17 protein-coding genes are annotated in these 18,182 nt (G+C 60.9%); 7 read left to right on the top strand and 10 right to left on the bottom strand.

The window, feature by feature from the left end; all coding sequences use genetic code 11:
- Positions 1 to 330: 330 nt before the first annotated feature.
- The 3 genes from PMA3_RS16505 to PMA3_RS16515 all read right to left on the bottom strand — a co-directional run bounded on the left by PMA3_RS16505 (position 331) and on the right by PMA3_RS16515 (position 4,744).
- The gene (locus PMA3_RS16505) at positions 331 to 1,617 is read right to left on the bottom strand and encodes an NAD(P)/FAD-dependent oxidoreductase (RefSeq protein ID WP_064678168.1); all 1,287 of its coding nucleotides are present in this window, start codon (positions 1,615 to 1,617) and stop codon (positions 331 to 333) included.
- A gap of 50 nt (positions 1,618 to 1,667) precedes the next feature.
- The gene (locus tag PMA3_RS16510) at positions 1,668 to 3,158 is read right to left on the bottom strand and encodes an aldehyde dehydrogenase (protein ID WP_064678169.1); all 1,491 of its coding nucleotides are present in this window, start codon (positions 3,156 to 3,158) and stop codon (positions 1,668 to 1,670) included.
- Positions 3,159 to 3,367: 209 nt separating this feature from the next.
- Positions 3,368 to 4,744, bottom strand: a complete 1,377-nt coding sequence (locus PMA3_RS16515; protein ID WP_064678170.1) for a glutamine synthetase family protein — start codon at positions 4,742 to 4,744, stop codon at positions 3,368 to 3,370.
- 280 nt (positions 4,745 to 5,024) lie between these two features.
- On the opposite strand from PMA3_RS16515, the gene PMA3_RS16520 reads away from it, so the two are divergent.
- From PMA3_RS16520 to PMA3_RS16540, 5 genes are all read left to right on the top strand, one after another.
- Positions 5,025 to 5,786: a gamma-glutamyl-gamma-aminobutyrate hydrolase family protein gene (locus tag PMA3_RS16520; RefSeq protein ID WP_064678171.1), complete on the top strand. Its 762-nt coding sequence runs from the start codon at positions 5,025 to 5,027 to the stop codon at positions 5,784 to 5,786.
- 350 nt (positions 5,787 to 6,136) lie between these two features.
- Positions 6,137 to 7,279, top strand: a complete 1,143-nt coding sequence (gene potA / locus PMA3_RS16525) for a polyamine ABC transporter ATP-binding protein (RefSeq protein ID WP_064678172.1) — start codon at positions 6,137 to 6,139, stop codon at positions 7,277 to 7,279.
- A 29-nt stretch (positions 7,280 to 7,308) separates the two neighbouring features.
- Positions 7,309 to 8,190, top strand: a complete 882-nt coding sequence (locus PMA3_RS16530) for an ABC transporter permease subunit (RefSeq protein WP_162493654.1) — start codon at positions 7,309 to 7,311, stop codon at positions 8,188 to 8,190.
- Positions 8,187 to 9,071, top strand: coding sequence for an ABC transporter permease subunit (locus PMA3_RS16535; protein WP_064678174.1), 885 nt, complete (start codon positions 8,187 to 8,189; stop codon positions 9,069 to 9,071). Before PMA3_RS16530 ends, PMA3_RS16535 begins: the two co-directional genes overlap by 4 nt.
- Positions 9,072 to 9,249: 178 nt before the next feature.
- Positions 9,250 to 10,347 carry a polyamine ABC transporter substrate-binding protein gene (locus PMA3_RS16540; RefSeq protein WP_064678175.1) on the top strand — a complete coding sequence of 366 codons (1,098 nt, stop codon included), beginning with the start codon at positions 9,250 to 9,252 and terminating at the stop codon, positions 10,345 to 10,347.
- 227 nt (positions 10,348 to 10,574) lie between these two features.
- Here PMA3_RS16540 and thpR read toward each other — a convergent pair whose 3' ends face one another.
- Entirely contained in the window at positions 10,575 to 11,114 is a 540-nt protein-coding gene (gene thpR, locus PMA3_RS16545) for an RNA 2',3'-cyclic phosphodiesterase (RefSeq protein WP_064678176.1), read from the bottom strand.
- A gap of 60 nt (positions 11,115 to 11,174) precedes the next feature.
- On the opposite strand from thpR, the gene PMA3_RS16550 reads away from it, so the two are divergent.
- Positions 11,175 to 11,369 carry a hypothetical protein gene (locus tag PMA3_RS16550; protein ID WP_064678177.1) on the top strand — a complete coding sequence of 65 codons (195 nt, stop codon included), beginning with the start codon at positions 11,175 to 11,177 and terminating at the stop codon, positions 11,367 to 11,369.
- Between the two features lie 13 nt (positions 11,370 to 11,382).
- On the opposite strand, the gene PMA3_RS16555 is transcribed toward PMA3_RS16550, so the two are convergent.
- Both PMA3_RS16555 and PMA3_RS16560 read right to left on the bottom strand, forming a co-directional pair.
- Positions 11,383 to 11,736, bottom strand: coding sequence for a DUF1428 domain-containing protein (locus PMA3_RS16555; RefSeq protein WP_064678178.1), 354 nt, complete (start codon positions 11,734 to 11,736; stop codon positions 11,383 to 11,385).
- Between the two features lie 16 nt (positions 11,737 to 11,752).
- Positions 11,753 to 12,820, bottom strand: coding sequence for a hypothetical protein (locus tag PMA3_RS16560; protein WP_064678179.1), 1,068 nt, complete (start codon positions 12,818 to 12,820; stop codon positions 11,753 to 11,755).
- Positions 12,821 to 13,257: 437 nt separating this feature from the next.
- Here PMA3_RS16560 and PMA3_RS16570 point away from each other — a divergent pair, with 437 nt between their 5' ends.
- The gene (locus tag PMA3_RS16570; RefSeq protein WP_064678181.1) at positions 13,258 to 13,518 is read left to right on the top strand and encodes a hypothetical protein; all 261 of its coding nucleotides are present in this window, start codon (positions 13,258 to 13,260) and stop codon (positions 13,516 to 13,518) included.
- Here the strand turns inward: PMA3_RS16570 and PMA3_RS16575 are convergent.
- Genes PMA3_RS16575 through PMA3_RS16590 form a run of 4 tightly spaced genes read right to left on the bottom strand, consistent with a single transcriptional unit; the run spans position 13,508 to position 18,181 of the window.
- Positions 13,508 to 14,671, bottom strand: a complete 1,164-nt coding sequence (locus PMA3_RS16575) for an HlyD family secretion protein (RefSeq protein WP_064678182.1) — start codon at positions 14,669 to 14,671, stop codon at positions 13,508 to 13,510. The two genes, PMA3_RS16570 and PMA3_RS16575, sit on opposite strands and share 11 nt — an antisense overlap.
- 6 nt (positions 14,672 to 14,677) lie before the next feature.
- Positions 14,678 to 15,517 carry a hypothetical protein gene (locus PMA3_RS16580; RefSeq protein WP_064678183.1) on the bottom strand — a complete coding sequence of 280 codons (840 nt, stop codon included), beginning with the start codon at positions 15,515 to 15,517 and terminating at the stop codon, positions 14,678 to 14,680.
- A gap of 1 nt (position 15,518) precedes the next feature.
- Positions 15,519 to 16,847 carry a glycosyltransferase family 2 protein gene (locus PMA3_RS16585; RefSeq protein ID WP_064678184.1) on the bottom strand — a complete coding sequence of 443 codons (1,329 nt, stop codon included), beginning with the start codon at positions 16,845 to 16,847 and terminating at the stop codon, positions 15,519 to 15,521.
- A 5-nt stretch (positions 16,848 to 16,852) separates the two neighbouring features.
- Positions 16,853 to 18,181: a TackOD1 domain-containing metal-binding protein gene (locus PMA3_RS16590; protein WP_476748391.1), complete on the bottom strand. Its 1,329-nt coding sequence runs from the start codon at positions 18,179 to 18,181 to the stop codon at positions 16,853 to 16,855.
- Between the last annotated feature and the right edge of the window lies 1 nt (position 18,182).

Raw genomic sequence — 18,182 nt, forward strand, 5'->3', positions numbered from 1 at the left:
CGCGTTATCGTTGACGACAATCGCGAGCAAGCTCGCTCCTACAGGGCGCCGCGTTTAACCAGCAAACACGCGTTATCGTTGACGACCATCGCGAGCAAGCTCGCTCCTACAGGGCGCCGCGTTTAACCAGCAAACACGCGTTATCGTTAACGACCATCGCGAGCAAGCTCGCTCCTACAGGGGCCGCATCCGGGCCGTAGTCGATTCAGTAACAGGATAGTCGTCACATGGACTGGATGACGTAGCACGCGCGCAACGCCTGCTTCCACAGGGTATGGGGGCTTGGATCCGGCGGCAGCCTTTCGGGGGAGGGCCGCCGGAGGGTCGGGGTCAGATGCCGAAACGGTCACGCAGCGAGTAGTACGCGGCGCCCATGGCGGTGAGCGGGGCCTGGAAGGTGCGGCCGCCGAGCATGGGCATGTGCGGTAGCGAAGCGAACGCGTCGAATCGTTCGGCGTCGCCGCGGATCATTTCGCTGATGAGTTTGCCGGCCAGGTGCGAGCAAGTGACGCCGTGGCCGCTGTAGCCTTGCATGTAGTACGCGTTTTTCTCGATGCGGCCGAATTGCGGCATGCGCGACATGGTCAGCAGGAAGTTGCCGGTCCAGCGGTAGTCGATTTTCACGTCCTTCAGTTGCGGGAAGGTCTTGAGGATTTTCGGCTTGATCAGTTGTTCGATGTCGTCCGGTTCGCGGGCACCGTAGACCACGCCGCCGCCGTACAGCAGGCGGTTGTCGGCAGTGAGGCGGTAGTAGTCGAGCAGGTAGTTGCAGTCTTCGACGCAGTAGTTGTTTTTGATCAGGCTGCGCGCCACCTTCTCCGACAACGGCTCGGTGACGACGATCTGCGAGCCGCAGGGCATGCTTTTGCGCGTGACGCGGTTGTCGAGGTCTTGTGGCAGGTAGGCGTTGCCGGCGATCAGCAGGTATTTGGCGCGGACCACGCCTTTGGCGGTGCGTACGGTGATCGGTTCGCCGTAGGTGATTTCCACTGCAGCCGATTGCTCGTAGATTTTGCCGCCCAGGCCGATGATGGCCGAGGCTTCGCCAAGGGCCAGGTTCAGCGGGTGGATGTGGCCGCCCTGCAGGTCGAGCAGGCCGCCGACGTAGTTGTCGCAACCCACTTCGCGCTTGATCTCGACAGCGTCGAGCATTTTCAGGTTCTTGTTGCCGTAGCGTTCCCAGCTGCTTTTCTGCTCGGCCAGGCCTTTGAGTTGCTTTTTGTTCAGCGCGGCGAAGATGCCGCCCGGGCGGTAGTCGCACTGGATGTCGTAGTGTTGTATGCGCTGACGGATGATGTCGGCGCCTTCGAAGATCATGCTGCCGAGGACTTCGGCGGTTTTGTCGCCGTAGCGTTCTTCAATCACGTCAACGTCGCGGCTGTAGGAGTTGACCAGTTGGCCTCCGTTGCGACCGCTGGCGCCGAAACCGACTTTGGCGGCTTCGAGTACGGTGACGCTGTAGCCCGCTTCGGCGAGGAACAGCGCTGAGGACAAACCGGTGTAGCCGGCGCCGATCACGCAGACGTCGCAATCCACCGCTTGCTCGAGCACAGGGAAGTCGCCGGTGAAGTTGCGGGTGGCGGCGTAGTAGCTGTTTACATGTGTTGTTTGTTTCATAGGTTTCTCCGATGGCCGCCGATACGTGTCGGCGGCCGCCGTTGTAGGTGTCAGAGCTTGATCCAGGTCGCTTTGAGTTCGGTGTATTTGTCGAACGCGTGCAGCGATTTGTCCCTACCGTTACCCGACTGCTTGTAACCGCCGAACGGCGCGGTCATGTCGCCGCCGTCGTACTGGTTGACCCAGACACTGCCGGCGCGCAGGCCGCGGGCGAAGGTGTGGGCCTTGCTCAGGTTGCTGGTCCAGACACCGGCGGCCAGGCCGAAGATGCTGTCGTTGGCAATCGCCAGGGCTTCATCGAAGGTGTCGAAGGTGATCAGCGACAGCACCGGGCCGAAGATTTCTTCCCGGGCGATGGTCATTGCGTTGGTCACGCCGTCGAAGATCGCCGGCTCCACGTACAGGCCGCCGGTGGCTTCGAGGGTGCGGCTGCCGCCGGCGATCAGTTGCGCGCCCTGGTCTTTGCCGACCTGGATGTAGCGCAGCACGTTGTCCAGTTGGCGCTGGTCGACGACGGCGCCGACGGTGGTTTCCGGGTCGAGGGCGTGTCCTGGTTTCCAGGCTTGCAGCGCTTCCATCAGCAGCGGGATGAACTGCTCGCGGATAGAGCGCTCGACCAGCAGGCGCGAACCGGCGGTGCAGACTTCGCCCTGGTTGAAGGCGATGGCACTGGTCGCGGCTTGTGCGGCCGCGCGCAGGTCCGGCGCGTCGGCGAACACCACGTTCGGGCTTTTGCCCCCGGCTTCGAGCCAGACGCGTTTCATGTTGCTTTGCCCGGCGTAGATCAGCAGTTGCTTGGCAATCGCGGTCGAGCCGGTGAAGGCCAGCACGTCGACGTCCATGTGCAACGCCAGCGCCTTGCCGACGGTGTGACCGTAGCCCGGCAGGACGTTGAACACGCCTTTGGGGATGCCAGCATCCAGTGCCAGTTGGGCGATGCGGATCGCGGTCAGCGGCGACTTTTCCGAAGGCTTGAGGATGAACGAGTTACCGGCTGCCAGGGCCGGGGCGAACTTCCAGCTGGCCATGATCAGAGGGAAGTTCCACGGCACGATGGCGGCGACTACACCGGCGGGTTCGCGGGTGATGAGGCCGAGCTGGTCGTGGGGGGTGGCGGCGACTTCGTCGTAGAGCTTGTCGATGGCTTCGGCGCTCCAGCGGATCGCGTTGGCGGTCGCCGGGATGTCGATGTTCATCGAGTCGGTGATGGGTTTGCCCATGTCGAGGGTTTCGAGCAGGGCCAGTTCTTGCTGGTTGGCCAGGATCAGATCGGCGAAGCGGATCAGGATGCGCTTGCGCTCGGCCGGAGCGAGGTTGGCCCAGATGCCGGATTCAAACGCGCGGCGCGCGACGGCGACGGCCGCATTGGCGTCGGCTTCGTCGGTGCTGGCGACGTTGGCCAGGAAACGGCCGTCGACCGGGCTGATGCATTCAAAGGTATCGCCGCTGAGTGCAGGGTGGTATTGGCCGTCGATGAAGGCGCGGCTTTCTATTGTTAGGGACTGGAAGCGTTGCTCCCAGTCGCTGCGAGTGTTTGTCATGGTTGTGACTCGACGCAGAGGAATAAGTAGTGGGACTGAATACCGCTCAACCAAGGAGTTGAAATGCAGTCCCCTGTGGGAGCGGGCTTGCTCGCGAAAGCGGTGTGTCAGGCGACATGAATGTTGAATGTGCCACCGCCTTCGCGAGCAAGCCCGCTCCCACATTTGATTGGTGGTGTCTGCAGAGAATGCGTACACCACTTGGCCCATCAAACCGTATGCAAGTACCAGTTGTACTCAAGGTCCGAGATGGAGTTCTCGAACTCGGCCAGCTCGCTTTCCTTGCACGCCACGAACACGTCGATGTACATCGGGTCGATATAGCGCGACAGGACTTCGCTGTCGGCCAGCTCGCGCAGGGCATCGCGCAGGTTGTTCGGCAGGCTCTGCTCGTTTTGCTCGTAGCTGTTGCCTTCCACCGGGGCGCCCGGTTCGATTTCGTTGGTCAGGCCGTGGTGGATACCGGCCAGGACCGAGGCCATCAACAGGTACGGGTTGGCGTCGGCACCGGCGACCCGGTGCTCGATGCGCACCGCGTCCGCGGAACCGGTCGGCACACGCACCGCCACGGTACGGTTGTCGATGCCCCAGCTCGGCGAGTTCGGCACATAGAACTGCGCGCCGAAGCGTCGGTACGAGTTGACGTTCGGGCACAGGAAGGCCATCTGCGCCGGCAGGGTCTCGAGCACACCGCCGATCGCGTGTCGCAGCGCGGCGTTCTGCTCGGGATCCTCGCTGGCAAAGATGTTGTTGCCTTCCTTGTCGAGAATCGAAATGTGCACGTGCAGGCCATTGCCCGCCTGGCCCGGATACGGCTTGGCCATGAAGGTGGTGTCCATCTCGTGGTCGTAGGCGATGTTCTTCACCAGACGCTTGAGCAACACCGCGTAGTCGCAGGCCTTTATAGGATCGTTGACGTGGTGCAGGTTGACTTCGAACTGCGCCGGGGCGCTTTCCTTGACGATGGCGTCGGCAGGAATGCCCTGCTCTTTCGCACCTTCGAGGATGTCTTGCAGGCAGTCGACGTATTCGTCCAGGTCGTCGATCAAATACACCTGGGTCGAGATCGGACGTTTGCCGGACACCGGCGAGCGCGGCGATTGCGGGCGACCGTTCACGTTGTCCTGGTCGATCAGGTAAAACTCGAGCTCGAACGCGGCGCAGATGGTCAGGCCCATGTCATCGAACTTGCTCACCACCTGACGCAGCACTTCGCGAGGGTCGGCGAAGAACGGCTGGCCTTCGAGTTCGTGCATGGTCATCAGCAGTTGCGCGGTCGGGCGCTTCTGCCAGGGTTCGATGCTGAGGGTGTTGGGGATGGGAAAGCAGATTCGGTCCGAGTCGCCGATGTCCAGACCCAGGCCGGTGCTTTCCACCGTAGAACCGTTGATGTCCAGAGCAAACAGAGAGGCCGGGAGATTGATGCCTTTTTCGTAGACCTTATGAAGACTGGTGCGCTCGATGCGCTTGCCGCGCACCACACCGTTCATATCCGCAATCAGAAGGTCGACGTACAAAACCTCAGGATATTTCTTAAGGAATGCGTTTGCTTCGTTGAGTTGAACGGCACGCAGAGGGACCGACATGATGCACCTATTAGCTGTTAATTATTATGTTCACTACCTTGTCACGAGCCCAGTCAATCCGAAAGGCAAAGTGAAGTCAATAGCGAACACTTGGCCTTTCAACCTTTATTTTCGGGCCTTTTATGGGCACGAGAGCGCCAGATCGACCTGCAGCACCGCGTAATTCCTGAGGATCGGACGTGCGGCGTTTAGAATTTTTTACATGAGAGTTGTTAATTAAAATCAACAAGGCTAAGCTCCGGAAAAGCTCGTTCAAGTGTGAAACTTCGAGGTGATAAAAATGGCACTCAAGCCATTGATCGGCGTTACAGCGTGCGTCAAACAGATTGGCCTGCACCCCTACCACATCAGCGGCGACAAGTACCTGCGTGCTGTCAGCGTCGCGGCGCTGGGGCTGCCCGTGGTCATTCCCTCCTTAGGCGACCTGACCGACATCGAGGACTTGCTCGCGCAGCTCGACGGTCTGTTGCTGACCGGTTCGCCGTCGAATGTGGAACCCTTCCACTATCAAGGCCCGGCCAGCGCCCCCGGCACGGATCACGATCCGGCGCGGGATGCCACCACCCTTCCTTTATTGCGTGCAGCCATCGCCGCCGGTGTTCCGGTGCTCGGCGTCTGCCGCGGTTTCCAGGAGATGAACGTCGCGTTCGGCGGCAGCCTGCATCAGAAGGTGCATGAACTGCCGGGCATGCTCGATCACCGGGAAGCGGACAGTCCGGAACTGGCGGTGCAATACGCACCGGCGCATGGGGTGACGGTGCAACCGGGTGGCGTGTTTGAAGCGCTGGAGCTGCCGCCGGTGTTCCAGGTCAATTCGATTCACAGTCAGGGCATCGATCGATTGGCGCCCGGCCTACGTTCGGAAGCGGTGGCGCCGGACGGTTTGATCGAGGCGATTTCGGTGGAACACAGCCCGGGCTTTGCCGTCGGCGTGCAGTGGCACCCGGAGTGGCAGGTGCTTTCGAATCCGCCTTATTTGAGTATTTTCCAGGCGTTTGGTGATGCGTGCCGGCGACGGGCCGCATTGCGTAGAACCCGCTGACTTCAAAAAGCATTCAATGATTTAACTGCCCCCGTGAGTCTGGCGGGCGTGCCTTTGCGCGCCGGTCGCTCACGTAATAGATGAACCGCAATAACAACAAGTACGACCAGGCAGCCAGGATGGCAGTGCCGAATAAGCCCTCCGGTACGGGTAAACGCAAATCGCTGTAGGAGCGAGGCTTGCCCGCGAAGGCGGTGTGTCAGACAACGATGATGTCGACTGATACACCGTCTTCGCGGGCAAGCCTCGCTCCTACAGGGGTCGCGTTGGCATCGCCCGGCCCGGGCTTGCAATCCACTCTTAAGTCAGGCCGCGTTGGCCCGACGACTGAAACCTGTTGGGAGTTTCACATGGCAAACGCCTCCAGCGTCTACAGGAAGGCTCTTGAAGGTCACCATGCACCGAAAAAGGTGCTGGTGAAAATCGACCGCGTCACCAAGAAATTCGACGAAACCACCGCGGTGGACGATGTCTCGCTTGAGATTCATCAAGGGGAAATCTTCGCCCTGCTCGGCGGTTCCGGCTCGGGTAAATCGACGCTGCTGCGCATGCTCGCCGGCTTCGAGCGCCCGACCGAAGGACGGATTCTGCTCGACGGAGTCGACATCACCGACATGCCGCCGTACGAACGGCCGATCAATATGATGTTCCAGTCCTACGCGCTGTTCCCGCACATGACGGTGGCGCAGAACATTGCCTTCGGCTTGAAGCAGGACCGTTTGCCCACCAGCGAAATCGATGCCCGCGTCGAAGAAATGCTGCGCCTGGTGCACATGACCCAGTACGCCAAGCGCAAACCCCATCAGTTGTCCGGCGGTCAGCGTCAGCGTGTGGCCCTGGCCCGCTCCCTGGCCAAGCGGCCGAAGCTGCTGCTGCTCGACGAACCCATGGGCGCGCTGGATAAAAAGCTGCGCTCGCAGATGCAGCTCGAATTGGTCGAGATCATCGAGCGGGTCGGCGTGACCTGCGTGATGGTGACCCACGATCAGGAAGAGGCCATGACCATGGCCCAGCGCATCGCGATCATGCACCTGGGCTGGATCGCGCAGATCGGCAGCCCGGTCGACATCTATGAAGCGCCGGTCAGCCGCATGGTCTGCGAGTTCATCGGCAACGTGAACGCCTTCGATGGCACGGTCGTGGAAGACCTGGAAGGTCACGCGATCATTCACAGCAAGGATTTGGAGCAGAAGATCTACGTCGGTCACGGCGTCAGCACCTCGGTGCAGGACAAGTCGATTACCTACGCCATTCGCCCGGAAAAACTGCTGGTCAGCACCACCCAACCCGATACCCGCTACAACTGGTCCCAGGGCAAGGTGCATGACATCGCTTACCTCGGGGGCCACTCGGTGTTTTACGTCGAGCTGCCCGGGGGCAAGGTCGTGCAGTCGTTCATGGCCAACGCCGAGCGCCGCGGTGCGCGTCCGACCTGGGACGACAAGGTCTACGTGTGGTGGGAAGACGACAGCGGCGTGGTACTGCGCTCATGAACACACTCAATCAGCAATTTATGCGGCTGATGCCGAGTGGTCGAAAGCTTGTCATCGGGATTCCGTTCCTGTGGCTGTGCCTGTTTTTCCTGCTGCCGTTCTTCCTGGTGATGAAGATCAGCTTCTCGGAAGCGGCATTGGCCATTCCTCCCTACTCCGAGATCTACACCTTCGCCGAGCAGAAATTCGAGCTGCTGCTGAACCTCGGCAACTACTCGCTGTTGACCCAGGATGAGCTGTACATCTCGGCTTACTTCGGCTCGTTGAAGGTGGCGTTTTTCAGCACGCTGATGTGCCTGGTGCTCGGCTTCCCGATGGCCTACGCGATCACCAAGGCCAACAAGGAAACCCAGAACGTTCTGCTGCTGCTGATCATGATGCCGACCTGGACTGCGATCCTGATCCGGGTCTATGCCTGGATGGGCATTCTCAGCAACAACGGTTTGCTCAACGGCTTCCTGATGTGGACCGGGCTGACCGACCACCCGATCGAGATCCTCAACACCAACACCGCGGTCTATATAGGGGTTGTTTACGCGTACTTGCCGTTCATGGTGCTGCCGCTGTACGCCAACCTGGTCAAGCATGATCAAAGCCTGCTGGAAGCCGCGTCGGACCTGGGCTCGAGCAACTTCAACAACTTCTGGAAAATCACCGTGCCGCTGGCCAGGAACGGCATCATTGCCGGTTGCATGCTGGTGTTCATTCCGGTGGTGGGCGAGTTCGTGATTCCGGAACTGTTGGGCGGTCCCGAGACCCTGATGATCGGTCGTGTGCTGTGGCAGGAGTTCTTCAACAACCGCGACTGGCCGGTGGCGTCCGCCCTGGCAGTGGTGATGCTGTTGATCCTGATTGTGCCGATCCTGTTGTTCAACCGTAGCCAGGCCAAAGAGATGGAGGGTCGGGGATGAAACGCTTCGGATTTTCAAAGTTCATGCTGATTTTCGGCCTGTCGTTTATCTACCTGCCGATGTTGATCCTGGTGATCTACTCGTTCAACGCCTCGAAACTGGTAACCGTATGGGGCGGCTGGTCGTTCAAGTGGTACGCCGGCCTGCTCGACAATTCGCAACTGATGGGCTCGGTGCTGCGCTCGCTGGAAATCGCCTGCTACACCGCGATTGCCGCGGTGGCGCTGGGGACCCTGGCGGCGTTTGTGCTGACTCGAGTGACGCGTTTCAAGGGTCGCACCTTGTTCGGTGGCCTGGTGACAGCGCCGCTGGTGATGCCGGAAGTGATCACCGGTCTGTCGCTGTTGCTGCTGTTCGTGGCCATGGCGCAATTGATCGGCTGGCCGATGGAGCGTGGCATCGTCACCATCTGGATCGCCCACACCACGTTTTGTGCCGCTTATGTGGCGGTGGTAGTTTCCGCCCGCCTTCGCGAGCTGGACCTGTCCATCGAAGAAGCGGCCATGGACCTCGGGGCGAAGCCGTTCAAGGTGTTTTTCCTGATCACCATCCCGATGATCGCCCCGTCACTGGCGGCCGGCGGCATGATGTCGTTTGCCCTGTCGCTGGATGACCTGGTGTTGGCGAGTTTCGTCTCGGGTCCGGGCTCTACGACCTTGCCGATGGAAGTGTTCTCTGCGGTGCGCCTGGGGGTTAAACCCGAGATCAACGCCGTGGCCAGCCTGATTTTGCTGGCGGTGTCGATCGTGACCTTCATGGTCTGGTATTTCAGCCGCCGTGCAGAAGCCACTCGCAAACGGGCGATCCAGGAAGCGATGGATCAGACCGCCAGCGAATCCTGGCAGCAACCGATTAAACCAATGCCGCAAGCGACGGCCTGATGCCACCCGCCCTCACCTGTAGGAGCGAGCTTGCTCCGGGCGGCGTTCCGACGATGGACTCCAGGGCGCCGCGTACTTCCAGGCAGCCCGCGTCATCGTTAACGTCCATCGCGAGCAAGCTCGCTCCTACAGGGGGCGTGTGTGATTTTTTGAATAAAAGAGAAATGGAGTTGTACCGATGAAAATGTTTGGCAGGACTCTGCTGACACTGTCCTTATTGGGCGCAATCGCTACCGGCGCCCAGGCCAATGACAAGGTACTGCGCGTCTACAACTGGTCGGATTACATCGCCCCGGACACCGTCAAGAAGTTTGAAGACGAGACCGGGATCAGCGTGACCTACGATGTGTTCGACAGTAACGAAACCCTGGAAGCACGGCTGTTGGCCGGCAAATCCGGCTACGACATCGTCGTGCCGTCCAACAGTTTCCTGGCCAAGCAGATCAAGGCCGGGGTCTACCAGGAACTGGACAAGTCCAAGCTGTCGAACTGGAAAAACCTCAACCCGATCCTGTTGAAGAATGCATCGGCCAGCGACCCGGACAACGCTCACGCCTTCCCGTACATGTGGGGTTCGATCGGCATCGGCTTCAACCCGGACAAGGTCAGGCAAGTGCTCGGCAGTAACGCGCCGACCAACTCCTGGGATTTGCTGTTCAAACCGGAAAACGCGGAAAAATTGAAGGCGTGCGGTATCAGCTTCCTCGATTCGCCGACCGAGATGCTCCCGGCCGCCCTGCACTACCTGGGCTACCCGGTCGATTCCCGGGACAAGGCGCAGATCGCCGAAGCTGAAGCGCTGTTCATGAAGATCCGGCCATCGGTGGCTTACTTCCATTCGTCGAAGTACATCTCGGACCTGGCCAACGGCAACATCTGCGTTGCCGTCGGTTACTCCGGCGACGTGTTGCAAGCCAAAGCTCGCGCGCAGGAAGCCGGCGATACCGTGAAGATCGACTACAGCATTCCCAAGGAAGGCGCCGGCAGTTTCTACGACATGGTCGCCATCCCGCGGGATGCGGCGAACGTGGAAAACGCCTACCTGTTCATGAACTTCCTGATGCGCCCGGACATCATCGCCGAGATCACCAACAACATCGGCTACAGCAATGCCAACGCGGCGGCGACGCCCTTGGTGGATGAGGCGATCCGCGATGATCCGGGGTCGTATCCGTCGCAGGCGGTGATGGCGACCTTGTATGCGATTCCGGACATGCCGATTGGCGTGCAGCGGGTGATGACCCGGGGGTGGACGCGGGTGAAGCTCGGTCAGTAATTCACTTGGCATCGTTGCTGTATCTGACATTGCCATCGCGGGCAAGTCGGATCGCCGCCCGCTCGCGCCTACAAGGGTGGGCCAGACATAAAAAATTTTGCATTGCTCAACGTTTTCCGTTCACGCAGCGCCTTACCACCGCTGCCCTCCTCTCTGACGAACGGCCTCACCTGGCTTCCTCGGTTCAGGTGAAGTTTGGCGCCCTCGGGCGCCTTTTTTTGTTGTGGCTACGATGGACCCAGCAGCCATTGCGCCAATGCCCGATAACGCCCTTTATGGGATTCGAACAAGGTGAAGTATTCCGCCCGCAAAAAGAACTCGGGTGGCGTCCCGGATTCAGGCACCGGCATTCGATAGTCGCGCATCAAGGTCAGGTGCGGGCGAAACTCCTTCGGGGCATCTTCCATCCTGAACGGCAACATCGCCTGTTCCAGCGAGTAAACCAGGCGCAGCAACTCCGGCGGTGCCTGATCGGGTGCCAGCACCAGAACCCCAGCCCTGCGCCAGACCTCCAGACGATCCAGCACAACCCGCACAGGCATGCCCGGTTTTCGGACCTTCGCGGCGGCCGTACAGATTTCGGCAATCCGCGCCACGCCGACCGCACCCAGAAACATCAGCGTCAGGTGAAAGTTTTCCGCCGGCACCGGGCGTCCGCTCCTGAGCTGCAGGTCACCACGCCACTGGGCAATCGCCTTGCGCTGGGCAGGCGCGCAGTCCAGGGCAAAAAACAGTCGTTTCAACGGCTCGTGGGATTCGTCGCTCATGCGTGGCACCTCCTGACATCCAAGTTATAGTTCATGCACACGATTCAACTGGAGGGGGCCATGCGAGAAATTATCAGCAAGGAGCCATGGTGGGCCGTGCCGCCGAAACCCGGTCAGGACGAGTCCGAGCTGGAATGGGGCTGGCTGGTCCATTACAACGAAGGTGAGCCGCGCTTCGAGTTTGTCAGGAAGCGGCCGTCGGACAGCGAGATTCGTCAACGCAAGAGTTGCAGGATCACCCCGACGCCGGAGTGATCCTGCCGTGGTATCAAGCCTTCACGAGCATGTCGAAACCGCCGAAGATCATGCGCTGGCCATCGAACGGCATCGGATTGACGTCGGGCTGCAGCCGCGGATCGGCCATGAGTTTCTCCATGCCCTTGTCCCGGGTGGCCTTGTCGGGCCAGACGATCCAGGAAAACACCACGGTTTCGTCGTCCTTGAGTTTCACCGCCATGGGAAATGACGTCACCTTGCCATCAGGCACATCGTCGCCCCAGCACTCGGCAAGGCTGAGCGCCCCGTTCTCGATGAACACGGCGGCGGCGGATTCGGCGTGTTTCTTGAATTGCTCGCGGTTGGCGGTGGGTACGGCAATCACAAAACCATCTACGTAGGACATGGTGGTTCTCCTTGGGTCATGGGGCGATCTGCCGGTTAGTCGATTGAGTCGCGGTCCAATCGACCGATCCGTTGCCCGGGCTGACCGACGGTACTTCGGCGCTGCTCGCCAGGTTGCCTTCGATCTGCGCCGCCATGTACAGCGTCCCCGCCATCACGCCGGTCGTCGGGTTTTGCACCAGCTTCACCCAGGCCTTGTCGAACGTATTGCCCAGGCTGCTGCGAATCAGCGCCTCGCTGTCAGGCCGATCGTTGGCCTGAATGATCGCCCGGACGCCTGCCACCCCTACGGAAATCAAGGCCCCGGCCAGTTTCCCCGCCGCCGCGGCCACGGCACTGGCGGCCCCGCGCGGGGCCATTTCGGCTTCGATCCGTTTGCTGGCGCGCCTGGCTACCGGCGCCATGGCGGTATCGGTATTTTCCACCCCCTTGTCGCCGCCCGCCTTGTGGATCTTGTCGATCAGCGCTGCATACGCCGGCAAGGTATTCAGCGGCTGGGTATGCACCACCTGGTAAAGCGAAGCGTTCCGTGCCGGGGGCGGTCCCAAGGCGATGGCCGGGATCTTCTGGATACGGCCATTGAGCTGGGCCATCGGCACCCCGTGACGCTGGGAAATGCGCTGTAGCTCTTCCTGGAGTATGTCCACGTAGAACGCCATAGCCAGGCTGAGAATCTGGTCGGGATCGATCTCCACCGCGACCGGCGCCAGCACCCGCTGCTGGTATTCCTCCAGCAGGTAGGCCGCCAGGCGCTTGACCGAGGCATCCTGCTCGCCCTTGGCGCTGAGGCTGTACCAACTGACCTTCACCGATAGCCATTCCTGGGTCCAGTAACTGCTGAACCAGGGGATGAAGTTCTCTTCGGTCAGTTGATAGACCCGGGTCCGCCAGTAATCCATGGCACCGCGCGAGTAGATTTTCGCCTGTTCGGTGGCCGATTGCGACGCCGCGACAATCTCCCGGTCCACCTGTTGCCAGGTGCTCTGGGATACCACTACCGGCGGGGCTGGCACCGGGGCACGCGCAGGCGTGACGCACCCCGCCAACACCACCAGCACGGCGACGATCAGCGAACGCAGGTTCAAGATCTTGGTGTCCTACAGTCTTCCCCGAACAGGATGCTTGGGGGTTGGAAGCCTTCTGATTTGAGTATAGGTGGCGGCGGTTGGCCATTCGTCTGGATGTTGTGGCCGAGGCTCAGGGCTCCATCGCGAGCAAGCTCGCTCCCACAGTGTTCTGCGGTGTGACACTGTTTCGTGAACGACATACCCCCCTGTGGGAGCGAGCTTGCTCGCGATGAGGCACTCACGAACGCCGCAAAAACCCGATCATCACTGCCATCGATATCCACCATCGCCACGAATGCCTTCCGCAAAAAACCCGTCAGCGTAGGATCAACCTCAACACCCAACCCCGAACCGGAGGGGCACACCATGATTATCCATCTCCTGACCTGCCTGGCCCTGACCGCCGTCACCCTGAGCATTTTTTCCTGGTACGTCCTGTCCGAGGAGCGCACGTCATGATCCACTCCGTCGCCCTGGCCGTGAGTTTTCCGGTGTTCGGCAACAACTATTACGCCCAGCAAGTCGTCTCGCGCAAAGAGCTGTCGCTGGTGTTCGACCAGGACTTCGAGGCCTTGCTGATGCCGGCCGCCACGCATCACTTCAACAATGAAGTGGTCGGGCTCAACGATCAGTTCCGCTTCCTGAATGACGTGCTGGTCGAGCATCTGCTGGACGCCGAACTGGCGCAGCATTCGTCCCGCTCATTCACCTTTTGAGACCGGATGGGCGCCCAGGCCCATCCCCAGCCATGACTGCTTCACTTCCCCCGCCGTCGGTGGTTGTTCGATCCATGGCGATGAAGTCGGCCAGATCCTCGAAGAGTTCACGGCTGTCACTGAACATCTGCTGCCAGTCGGTAGGAAAGCGCACATTCAACGGCAGTTGATCGATGCGCCAGCGCAGCGACAGCGGTCGATCGAACCGGGCGGCGACCTGCAAGCCCATTTCGCTGGCCGCGAACGGCCCGCGCAACACCGTCGGCGTACGCCCGGCGCTGTCCACGGACTGGACCACATGGGCCGTCAGCCATTCGCCGTCGGGCATGCGTACGCGCAGCGGCTGGCCAATCGCGGCGTAGCTGATGTTCAGCGGTTCCAGATAGATCCACAACAGCGGCTCCTCCAGCCGCTCGATGCGCATCAGCAAGGTCCCGGCACCGACGTTTTCGCCGGGATTGACCAATACTTCGGCCACCCGACCGCTCTGGGCGGCATTGATCGACAACGCCGCGAGGCGCGTTTTCAACCATTGCTGCTCGGCGTTCTGTTGAATGATTTCGCGCTCGACGCTCAAGGGTGACTGGCGCGCCAGTTGCTCGCGGCGCTCCAACGCCAGCAGGTCGGCGCGGAACGCATCGAGTTCGGACTCGGCCGCCAGCACTTCACCACGGGAGACCGCGCCGCGATACACCAACTCTTGCAGGGTCTGCACCCGTTGTTCCGCCCTGCCCACCCGGGTCCTGAGCAATTGGCGCTCTCTGGCCTCCAGTTGGGTGCTGGCGGCGCGCGTCGTGTCCTTGGGCATCGCCGCCAGTTGCGACAGCCGGGCACGCCATTCCGGATTGTCCAGATGAACCAATGGCTGATCGACCCGCACCTGATCGCCGGCCATGACAAACAGTTGCTCGACCCGGCCGGCTTCCCGCGCGCGCACTTCGAGAATCTGCAGGCGCAGTTGCGCCGGCGCGTCGATCATCAACATGCTGTAAGCCAGTTTGCCGCCCAGCCAGATCAAGGGACTGGCCACCAGAAACAGGATCAGATACCAGCGCACACGAAACGCCGCGCGTTTGCTCGGCGCGTAGAGCACGGTCAATCCCTGTTCCTGGGTCGGGTGCAGTTCTTTGCGACTGTCAAATCGGATTTTCATGACGGCTCACCGTTTTGGAAAGTCTCGCCAGGCTTGCCAGTCGATGCCGGCAATTCCCCGTGGTTGCAGTTGTTCGCGCCAGGCGCTGGTCTGACGTTGCAGCTGTTCGGTCGACGCGCCGGCCCAGGATTCCGTGGCATCCAGTTGTGGCTCCGTGCTTTGTGCCAGGCGAAATTGCAAGCCGGGCCAGCGCCCGGCGATCTGCTCGGCCTTGCGCGCGCTGTTGTGCGGATTGCGGGTGTAGATCATCAGGCTGACGCGATGCACGCCCACCTTGGGAAGCGCGCAGGGCACACAGGTTCCTCCGGGCCGGGTCTCGGTGAACCAGCGATGATGACTGGAAATCTCCACCGGCCATGGGCTCGCCTTGGCAGCCGCACGCAAGGTATCGAGCCAGTTCTTCAAGTGCTGATCCGGCACTGGCACGCCCAACTGCTCGACTTCCAGATCCAGGTGCAGGCTGGCGAAGGAAAGTCCTTTGAGCTTGCTCAATAAATCGGTGAGCTGATGGCGTCCCTGCGGCTCTATCCAGGCCGGATCGCCGAGCAACAGGCTCACTTGCAACTGCTTGCTGGCCGCTTCCTGCAGCAACTGTTCGAGCTGTCGGCGGGTGGCGACCAGGTCATCGATCTGTGCGGCCTTGAGGCCCAGGTAGATCTTGTCCATCCCGGCGTTGCGCAGTGCTTCAAGCTCCGCCTGGCGCTGGCCGGGATCGAGCAGCGCTTCGCTGTCCCAGACATAGCTGGCCTGGGACCACTTGTCCGCGCCTGGCGCCTGATGTGCCAGCGGCAGTGCGAGCATCGCCGGCGACAGGGTCAGCGTCAGCACCAACAGCAGCGAGCGCATATCAAAACCTCGTGGCTCGTTTAAGCACCCACCAGGGCGCCATCGAGCTTTCTTCATGGCCGCGACGAAACATCTCGTTGAGCATGGCCACGGCGCTCCAGCAGCGCATGAAGAGCATGAACAGCGGAAAGACCGGCACCAGCATCCCCAGGGTCAGGTCCTGTCGCGGCCGGTCCGACACCAGCAACATCATGGCGCCGAACATCAGCGCGGTGATCAGCAGGTACAGCAGATAGATCAGTAAGAACAGGAACAGCAGCGTCCTGCCAGGCAGGATGAACAACGCGAGCAAGGTGTAGCTGAAGATGATGAACGGCAGCACCAACTGAAAAAAGAAGCCGCTGACCAGGATCATCAAAAAGCTCGGCCAGCCCAGTAACTTGGGGTCGATGCTGTGGTTATGCTTTCTGACATACAGGAAAAACAGGTCGCCATCCCAGCGCAGCCGCTGCATCAGGAACTGGCGCAGGGTGACCGGTGCGTCGGTATGGCCGATCGCTTCCGGCTCGAAGGGGATCCGCAGGTTGTGGCGCTTGAAGTAACTTTTGATGCGCAAAGTCAGGTCCAGGTCTTCGGCGGTGTGGGTGTTCCAGCCGCCGATGTTGATCAGGAAATTGCGGCGGAAGGCGCCGAAAGCCCCCGAGACGTTGTTGACCAGGTTCCATTCGCCCAGGCCGATTTTCGACAAATGGATCGACAACAGGTATTCCAGCGCCTGCATCGCCGTGACCCAGGAGGCCCAGACGTTGCGTACGCGCAGGCTACCGGCGACCGCCGGCACCGAGGGGTCTTCGAAATGGCGCACGATGGCGCTGACCATGTTGTTGTCGAAGGAGGTATCACCGTCGAGCGCCATGACGATTTCACCGCTGGCCAGCGACAGCCCGGCGTTCAAGGACGACACGCGCCCGCCCCGCTGCCACTTGGCGATCGGGCGTAGATGACGCTTGGGGTACAGCTGTGGATCCACGTGGAAACGGCGCACGGCGTTGAGCGTCGCCTGGTTCATCGTGGCCCCGTCCACCACCGGAATCATTTCGATGTGGCCCGGGTAGGTCTGCTCGCACAGGCTCAACAGGGTGGTCTGCACGTCCATCCCCTCGCTGTAGCAGGTGATGATGCAAGAAACCCTGGGGCGGTACGTACTGATCATCGGCACACTGGTGCGCCGCCGGGCAAACCAGCGCAATACCCCCAGCAGCACCATGATCGTCATGGGCAATTCAAAGATCAGGAACAAGGGAAACAGCATGAAGAACAAACGGCTCAAGCCGTCCGGCCCCGCGAGTTCGCCGAGTGCGTAGTAGAGCTGCTCCAGTAAGGGGCCCATGCCCCTTACTCCAGCTCACTGGCAAGACGGGCCAGCAACAGTTCGCCATTTTCCTGGTCGAGCAGGTCCTGGGGTGCGGTGAGGGTGATGACGCGCAGGGAAATGTCGCTGACTTCCGGCGCGGAAAACAGCTCGGCTACCCGGTTCAGGCGTTGTTTTACGCACTCCAGCCCCTTGGCATCGGTATGCGGGAGCATGATCCAGAAGAATTCCTCGGTGCTGCGCGAACACCGATCGGTTTCCCGTACGGACTCCTTTAACCGGTCCGCCAGGCTATCGATGAAGGCATGTCCGCGGTGCTCCCCAAGCAGGGACAAAGTCCCGGGCAGGTTGACGAAGCGCAGGCCGATCAGGGAAAAAGCCGGCGGTGGGTAGCGCCGCGCGAGCAGGATCTGCCAGCTCAACAGATCATAGAAGTCCTTGCCGCCGAGCAGACTGAGCCGACCAAAGTGCCGGCCCGAATGATCGCTGAATTCCTGGCGACAACGGAAGCGACCCGCCTCGGCCAGGCGAAAATCCCTGACTTCCCGGGCGCGTAACTGGTCAGGAGTGTGGGACAAGCCGCAGTCCAGGCAACGCGCCTGCACCTCGGCATCGACGAAAAATGCATGGCACGAGCGGCAGCGATAGTTCTCCATCGGCCGATCATAATCACTGCCGATATGGCGCAAGCGGTTCAGGCAGTTGGGGCAGAGCAACACCCCGTCCTTGAGAAAAGACTCCTGCGCGCCGACATGCCCGCAGGTGAAACAGTGCAAGGACGGCTGGCGCGCGATGTCCAGGGCCTGGCATTCGGTACACACGTCAATGAAGTTGAGCCGACCCGAACCACAGTCCGGGCACAGGCGGACGCGATCGACCAGAACCCCCTCCTCCAGCCAATCCTGCTGCACCATCAAGGCGAGCCAGGCGAATGAATTGATCTGCTCGCTGTCAGCCAGGGCTTCGAGCAATGGGTAGCGATAGTGTTGGGGCACTTCCGGATCCCGCAGGGCACACACCTGGGCGTGATCGCGCAACCATAGCCAGGCGAGCACCCGACTTTCAAAGCGCTCCGGTGCCGGTCCCTGCCTGAGCAAGCTGAAACGCTCCTGCCAAACCTCCCAGCGGGCTGTTATTTCGCTGGCTTCTACAGGACAGGCGCCGTCACCCAGGGCTTCGCACCAGCTGTCCTGATCGCGGCAACAGTAAATCAGTCGGTAGCGATACGAGGGCAGCGTACGTAACTTGCTCAGCACCCGTCCGGCATAGGCCCCAGGCATGTCCAGCAGTAGTACATCAAACACGGCCACCGCCAGCAGGCCGCCGAGATCGGTGAAGTGTTCAAGCTGCACA

Origin of the sequence: Pseudomonas silesiensis (assembly GCF_001661075.1) — a bacterium.
GTDB classification, from domain to species: domain Bacteria; phylum Pseudomonadota; class Gammaproteobacteria; order Pseudomonadales; family Pseudomonadaceae; genus Aquipseudomonas; species Aquipseudomonas silesiensis.

What these genes read in the sequence shown, in the direction of transcription:
- PMA3_RS16515 (WP_064678170.1), bottom strand. Translation starts at nt 4,744, where the DNA reads ATGTCGGTCCCTCTGCGTGCCGTTCAACTCAACGAAGCAAACGCATTC.
- PMA3_RS16540 (WP_064678175.1), top strand. Translation starts at nt 9,250, where the DNA reads ATGAAAATGTTTGGCAGGACTCTGCTGACACTGTCCTTATTGGGCGCA.
- PMA3_RS16555 (WP_064678178.1), bottom strand. Translation starts at nt 11,736, where the DNA reads ATGTCCTACGTAGATGGTTTTGTGATTGCCGTACCCACCGCCAACCGC.
- PMA3_RS16520 (WP_064678171.1), top strand. Translation starts at nt 5,025, where the DNA reads ATGGCACTCAAGCCATTGATCGGCGTTACAGCGTGCGTCAAACAGATT.
- PMA3_RS16510 (WP_064678169.1), bottom strand. Translation starts at nt 3,158, where the DNA reads ATGACAAACACTCGCAGCGACTGGGAGCAACGCTTCCAGTCCCTAACA.
- PMA3_RS16535 (WP_064678174.1), top strand. Translation starts at nt 8,187, where the DNA reads ATGAAACGCTTCGGATTTTCAAAGTTCATGCTGATTTTCGGCCTGTCG.
- thpR (WP_064678176.1), bottom strand. Translation starts at nt 11,114, where the DNA reads ATGAGCGACGAATCCCACGAGCCGTTGAAACGACTGTTTTTTGCCCTG.
- PMA3_RS16530 (WP_162493654.1), top strand. Translation starts at nt 7,309, where the DNA reads ATGCCGAGTGGTCGAAAGCTTGTCATCGGGATTCCGTTCCTGTGGCTG.
- potA (WP_064678172.1), top strand. Translation starts at nt 6,137, where the DNA reads ATGGCAAACGCCTCCAGCGTCTACAGGAAGGCTCTTGAAGGTCACCAT.
- PMA3_RS16550 (WP_064678177.1), top strand. Translation starts at nt 11,175, where the DNA reads ATGCGAGAAATTATCAGCAAGGAGCCATGGTGGGCCGTGCCGCCGAAA.
- PMA3_RS16580 (WP_064678183.1), bottom strand. Translation starts at nt 15,517, where the DNA reads ATGCGCTCGCTGCTGTTGGTGCTGACGCTGACCCTGTCGCCGGCGATG.
- PMA3_RS16570 (WP_064678181.1), top strand. Translation starts at nt 13,258, where the DNA reads ATGATCCACTCCGTCGCCCTGGCCGTGAGTTTTCCGGTGTTCGGCAAC.
- PMA3_RS16585 (WP_064678184.1), bottom strand. Translation starts at nt 16,847, where the DNA reads ATGGGCCCCTTACTGGAGCAGCTCTACTACGCACTCGGCGAACTCGCG.
- PMA3_RS16575 (WP_064678182.1), bottom strand. Translation starts at nt 14,671, where the DNA reads ATGAAAATCCGATTTGACAGTCGCAAAGAACTGCACCCGACCCAGGAA.
- PMA3_RS16505 (WP_064678168.1), bottom strand. Translation starts at nt 1,617, where the DNA reads ATGAAACAAACAACACATGTAAACAGCTACTACGCCGCCACCCGCAAC.